Source organism: Stenotrophomonas sp. P5_B8 (genome assembly GCF_054049855.1).
Window position 1 is genome coordinate 1 of the sequence record NZ_JBFULO010000204.1, and the last position, 6,660, is coordinate 6,660.

Sequence of the window (6,660 nt, forward strand, 5' to 3'; positions counted from 1 at the left end):
GCAAGCGCCCGCGGATCAAAGGCCCGTGCTCCAGATCGAATCCAGTCTGCGCTTCAATGGCAAGCATCCGCGCCACTTCATGACGGCGCGCTTCCACCTGTAGTTCGCTCAGGTCGCTCTCGACCAGCGTCAGCCCGCAGCCCTCGTCGGAAGCATACTGAAGCGGCCCGGTTTCTCCGGCGGGGAAATAGGTCCGCAATGATTCGTGTCGGTGCACTAGACGATCCAGGGCGGCCGCCAGCGCATTGCGATCAAGTACTCCCCCGAGGTGCAGCGCCACCGGCAGGTTATACGCTGCACCTTGCGCGTCCAGATGATCGAGGAACCACAGCCGGCGCTGTACCAATGACAGCGGAGTGGGCTTGCTACGGTCTGCACGTGGAATCGCACGCTCGTTGTCCACTGCCAGGTGCTGTTGCATCCTGTTGCGCAAGCGTTGCTGCACGATCGCCCGCTTGAGGTCCTCGACAGACGGCTGGCCATTGTTGCTGTTCATCACTGCCCCTCACTCATCAGCAGATTGCTGAGCTGCTCGGCCGAAAGGCCAGCAAGCTCATCGTCGATCAACGCAAGTTCGTTGCCCAGGAAGCGATCAAGCTGCGCGCTCTGCACGTGTTCGGCCAACTGGTGCAACGCCGCGTTCTCAAACAGGTAGTGCAGCGGCACGTCCACCAACATTCGCTGGTTGATACGGCCCTGCAGCTGGATTGCGACCAGCGAGTGCCCCCCCAGCTCGAAGAAGTGGTCGTGCCGTCCCACCCGCTCCACGCCCAGCAGCTCGACCCAGATCGCGGCCAGCGCCTGTTCCACYTCCCCTTCCGGCGCCACGTAAGCCCGCCCGGTCAACGCCTCCAGCCCCGGGGCAGGCAACGCATGCCGGTCCAACTTGCCGTTTGCCATCAGCGGCAATGCCGCCAGCACCACAAATGCGCTGGGCACCATGTATTCGGCCAGGGTTCGCGACAGCGCTTCCCGCAAGACATCCGTGGGCAACGTCACGCCCGCCTCGGCCACCAGATAAGCCACCAGGCGCTTGTCCCCGACGCGGTCCTCGCGCGCCACTACCACTGCCTCGCGAACGCCGGGCTGTTGTGCAAGCTGCGCTTGGATCTCTCCCAACTCGATCCGCAGACCGCGCAGCTTCACCTGACTGTCGTTGCGCCCCAGGTATTCAATGCTGCCATCGGCTCGCCAGCGGGCCAGGTCACCGCTGCGGTAAACCCGCCCACCGGCAGCATCGAACGGGTCGACTATGAAGCGCTCGGCGGTCAATGCCGGCTGATTCAGGTATCCACGCGCTACCTGCACCCCGGCAATCAGCAGCTCGCCCGCCACACCGATCGGTACCGGCTGCAGGTGGCGATCCACGATATGGATCCGGGTATTGGCGATCGGACGCCCGATCGGAACCGTGTCGCTACCGGCGACGCATCGCCAACAGGTCACATCCACCGCCGCCTCGGTGGGACCATACAGGTTGTACAGCGCCACCTGCGGCAACGCCTCCAGCAGCCGGTTCTGCAGCGGGGCAGGCAGTGCCTCGCCGCTGCACAGGATCTGCCGCACCCCGGCACACCCGCTGACGTCGGCCTCATCCAGGAAAACCTGCAACATCGAGGGTACGAAGTGCAGCACGCTGATCGCCGAAGAGCTGATCACGCCGGCCAGGTAGTACGGGTCTTGGTGGCCTCCGGGCCGCGCCAGCACCAGCCGTGCCCCGGCCAACAGCGGCAGGAAGAATTCCCARACCGACACGTCAAAACCGAACGGGGTCTTCTGCAACACACGATCTTCACTGCCAAGAGCGAATTCCTCCTGCGCCCATAGCAAGCGATTGACGACACCATCGTGCTGGTTCATCACRCCCTTGGGACGGCCGGTGGAGCCGGAGGTATAGATCACATAGGCCAGGTGCTGCGGCGTCAGACCCAGTGCCTGCGGATCCGGATCATGCACGGGCTGACCATCCAGTGCCGCCACYTGGTCCAGCATGATCACCGGCACCTGCACTTCGGCCAGCACCGGCTGTAGCGCCGAAACGCTCAGTACATGGCGCGGGCTGCTGTCGGCCAGCATGTAGCCCAGACGCGCGGCCGGATACCCCGGGTCCAATGGCAMATACGCACCACCGGCCTTGAGCACGCCCAGCAACGCCACGACCATGTCCATCCCGCGCTCCAGGCAGACCCCGATCCGRTCATCCGGCCCTACCCCCAGACCCACCAGATGATGCGCAAGCTGATTGGCACGCCTGTTGAGCTCGCCGTAGGTCAGCGTCCCACCCTCGAACTCAATGGCAATCGCTTCACTCGTGCGCCGTACCTGTGCTTCAAACAGCGTGTGGATGAAACCATCGCCCGGGTACGCCCTAGCCGTCGCATTGAAGCGTGTGGACAGCATCTCCATTTCCTGCGGATCGAGTATCTCAAGCTGGTACTGGGGCGCGGTCGGCGAGCATTCCAAGGCGCTGACCAGGCTAAGCATCGCCATGCACAGATACCCATTGATCCGCTTTCCATCGATTCCGGGCATGCATTCGGTAACAAGTGCGAAGGCATCACCTGAGTCGTCGATCCGGATGCTGAGCGGGAAATTGGTATGGTCGCCATCGGAGGAAATGCTGCGGATGTCGGCCGGGAATCCCGGCAATACAGCTTGGGCTGAATCTGGTCTGGCTTCACCGTGCCGGTAATTGAGCAGTGTCGAGAACAGTGGCGTCGACGCGGGCATCCCGCTGCAGCGCTGTGCCAGTACCAGAGGAGCGTGTTCATGGGCCAGGAGTGCCTGCATGCGCTGGGAGGTCTCCTCCAGCAACTGGGCAACGCTGCGCGTTCCCAGCGAAACCCGCAATGGCAGCGTATTGATCGTCATGCCAAGCATCCGCTCGGCACCGGCCACGCCCTGCAGGCGCCCAGACAATACGGTTCCGAACACCACGTCCTCGTTGCCTGTGCAGCGCCCCAGCACTTGCGCCCAAGCCACATGGAACAGCACTGCCGGAGAAACCCCTGCACGACGCGCGCTCTCGCGCACGCGACGGCCCACGCCAGGCTCCAGCGATTGACGCGACTCTGTCGTAGACCTGCCACCAACGTGCATGTCCAACACGCCGAAGGGCGCTGTTGGCTCATCGACGTTCTGGAACTGCTCCTGGAAGTACGCCTGGTGTGCTTCCATCGGCGTCCGTCGTGCCTGTGCGACGATCTCACGGAACGGCACCGGTACGGGCAGCGCGGCACCGTTTCCATTCAGCAGTGCGGCAATTTCAGCCAGCGCCAGTTCAAGCGTCATATGATCGCAGACGACGTGATGGCGCAGCAGTGCCAGCAGCCACTCCCCCTCGGCCTGATCGTGGGCAACAAAGGCCGCGAGCAGCGGCGCGTTGCGAACATCCAGCCGCAGCCGGGCCGGGTCCGCATACTGCTCCAGCGCGTCCAGGGCTGAGCCCGCAGGTGGAACGGCCACCACCTCTACCGGCAGCGATGCCTGTCGCTGGACGACCTGCACCGGCATGGGCAGCCCCTCCCAGCGCAGCGCGCTACGCAGAATGTCATGCCGTGCAATGACCTCGTTCAGCGCCTGCAGAAAGGCATCAAGCCGTTCGCGTGTGGCGAAGGCCAACAGGTCGCGTGACAGGTAGGTGTCGCCCTCCTCCTCGAGCAGGTAGTGGAACAATAGTCCCTCCTGCAATGGCAGCAGCGGATAGATGTCCTGTACGTTCCCGGTCCCGCCTGGCACGCCCGCTACGACCAGGTCGATCTGCTCCTGATCGAGGCTCACCATCGACAGATGCGCAGGCGTGATCCGCGAGGTTTCCGGACCGATAGGCGAGCGCACTGCTGATGCACCCGCCATGCCCGATGTGCTGATCGAAGCTGCCAGCGCATGCAGGGTGGGCGTAGTGAACACGGCCTGTACCGGCACCTCCAAGTCCAGTTCGCGCAGGCGAGCAACCATTGAAACCACCATCAACGAGTGACCGCCCAGTTCGAAGAACTGATCATGCCGCCCCACCCGCTCCAGCCCCAGCAGCTCAGCCCATATCTTGGCCAGTACCTGTTCCAGCTCGCCGCGCGGTGCTTCAAAGCGTCGGGTGACGACTGCCTGCACCCCCGGGGCGGGCAGCGCCTGCCTGTCGAGCTTTCCATTCGGGGTCTGCGGCAGGGACGCCAGCACAACGAACGCACTGGGTATCATGTGTTCCGGCAGTTGTCCCTGTAGCGCATCGCGCAATTGCGCTGGGTTGGGCTGGTGGTCCGACACTACGTAGGCGACCAGGCGGCTGTCGCCGGATTCCTCATTCAGGCCCACCACGGCCGCTTCCCGGACCCCCGGGCAAGCGACCAGCTTGGCCTCGATTTCGCCAAGTTCGACCCGGAAGCCCCGGATCTTGACCTGGAAATCATTGCGCCCCAGGAATTCAATGTTTYCGTCCGGCAGCCAGCGGGCAAGATCACCGGTTCGATACATTCGGTCCCCAGCGCAACTGCTGAAAGGATCGCATAGGAAGCGCTCGGCAGTCAGTTCTGGTTTGTCCAGGTAACCCCGTGCAACCCCTACCCCACCGATGTGCACCTCACCAATCACGCCTATCGGAACTGGTTGCCGTGCCGTATCGAGAATGTAGATACGGGCATTGTCGATTGGCGAGCCAATGGTAGGGCCGCCCGCTGCCCCGGCAATGCTGACGATGGTGGCATCCACGGTGGCCTCGGTGGGACCGTACATATTGTGAAACTCCACGATCGGCGAGGACTTCAGCCGCCCCCAGAGCGAAGACCTGATCGGCTCTCCCCCCACCAGCACGCTACGCGGGCGATACGCCCCGCCTTCGAGTAGTCCAGCGGACAGCAGACCCTCCAGCTGCGACGGGGTGCTATCGACCGCATCGATACGATGTTCGACCAGGAAATTCAGCAGCTCGACCCCGTTGGCACGGATGCTCTGCGGGATGGGCATCAGGCAGTGCCCCGAAAGAAGCTGGAGAATGCCCTTGAGCGACATGTCGAACGAGAACGCCGCATTCAACGCTACCCGCGAGCGCGGTTCGCATCGGGCGTGCGTGGTCCTCGACATGACCTGCCAGAAATTCACCGCCGAACGGTGCTCGACCATTACACCCTTCGGCTGGCCGGTCGAGCCAGAAGTGTAGATTACGTAAGCTAGGTTGCGCGAGGTGAGGCCTGACGCCCGCGACTGCGGGTCCAGTGAAGAATGTCGGGCAAGCATGCTGACAGCCTGCAATCCATCGAGCGCCAACACCGGCACCTGCAGGGCGGGCAGCCGCGGCAGCAAAGCCTGCTGGCTGAGCACCGCCACGGGCCGGCAATCTTTCAGCATGTGCGCCTGGCGGTTCGGTGGATAGTCAGGGTCCACCGGCACGTAGGCCGCGCCGGCCTTGAGGATACCCAGTATGCCCACTGCCATGTCCAGACCGCGCTCGACGCAGAGGGCCACCCGCTGGTCCGGCCGTACGCCCAGGCCGATCAGGAAGTGTGCCACCTGGTTTGCGCGCACGTTGAGTTCGGCATATGTCAATCGTTGGTGGCCATAAACGACCGCATCCGCGTCAGGCTGCTGCCTGGCCTGGATCTGGAACAGTTCATGGATAAGTGCCTCGTCTGGGAAACTCACCGCCGTTGCATTGAACAGATCCACCACCTGGCTGCGCTGCTGTGCTGTCAGCAATGGCAAGGCGGATATGTGCCGCTGCGAATCCTCGGCCATGCCGTGCAACACGGTCTGCAGATGCTGTGACCAACGTTCAATTGTCGACGCATCGAACAGCTCGGCGTTGTAGTTGAATGTCCCTGACAACCGCTCCCCGCTGTCGGACAGGGCAAGGGAGAGATCGAAATGTGTCGTCGTCCGTTCAATCGCCATCTGGCTCAGCTCGAGGCCGGGCAAGGCAAGCGTGTAGCCCTCCGATACGCTGTCGAGCGTGAGCATCACCTGGAACAAGGGACTGTAGTCCAAGCTGCGCTGCGGATGCAGCGCCTCCACCACTTGTTCAAACGGCAATTCCTGGTGCGCGAACGCCGACACGGCCGTTGCCCGGGTCTGTGCGAGCAGCTCTGCCACGGTCGGGTCGCCGGCGAGGTTGGTGCGCAGGGCGAGTGTATTGACGAAGAACCCGATGATCCCCTCCAGCTCGGGCCGTTGCCGGTTGGCCACAGGCGTGCCTATCACCACGTCCTGCTGGCCGCTGAGCCGCGCCAGTACAACCGCCCAGCCGGCCAGCAATACCATGAAGAGCGTACATCCATGCTGCTGCGACAGCGCCTTCAGCTTCCTGGTCAGGTCTGCGGAGAAGGCCACCTGAAGGTCCTTTCCGGCATTGCACTGCATTTCAGTCCGCTGGATGCGGGTCGGCAGTTCCAGCAGACCCGGAGCACCCTCGAGATGCTCTCGCCAGAATTTCAGCTGTTGTTCCAACTGCGCTCCCTGCAGCCAGCGATGCTGCCATGCGGCATAGTCTGCATATTGAATCGGCAGAGGCGGCAGTGGATCAGGCTGTCCTTGCCGGAATGCGGAGTAGAGCGCCGCAAATTCGCGCACCATGATGCCCAGCGACCAACCATCGGTGATGATGTGATGCTGGGTGATCACCAGGACGTGTTCGGCTTCTGCAAGCCTCAGCAAGCGCCCGCGGATCAAAGG

2 protein-coding genes are annotated in these 6,660 nt (G+C 63.1%); both read right to left on the reverse strand.

Annotated elements, in window-relative coordinates; all coding sequences use genetic code 11:
- Positions 1-496 (reverse strand): condensation domain-containing protein (locus ACXJKH_RS12140; RefSeq protein ID WP_457319624.1); only part of this gene is annotated, 496 nt, incomplete at its 3' end.
- Complete coding sequence (locus tag ACXJKH_RS12145; RefSeq protein ID WP_457319625.1) at positions 496-6,657, reverse strand: amino acid adenylation domain-containing protein; 6,162 nt, start codon at positions 6,655-6,657, stop codon at positions 496-498. The genes ACXJKH_RS12145 and ACXJKH_RS12140, both read right to left, overlap by 1 nt.
- Positions 6,658-6,660 lie beyond the last annotated feature (3 nt).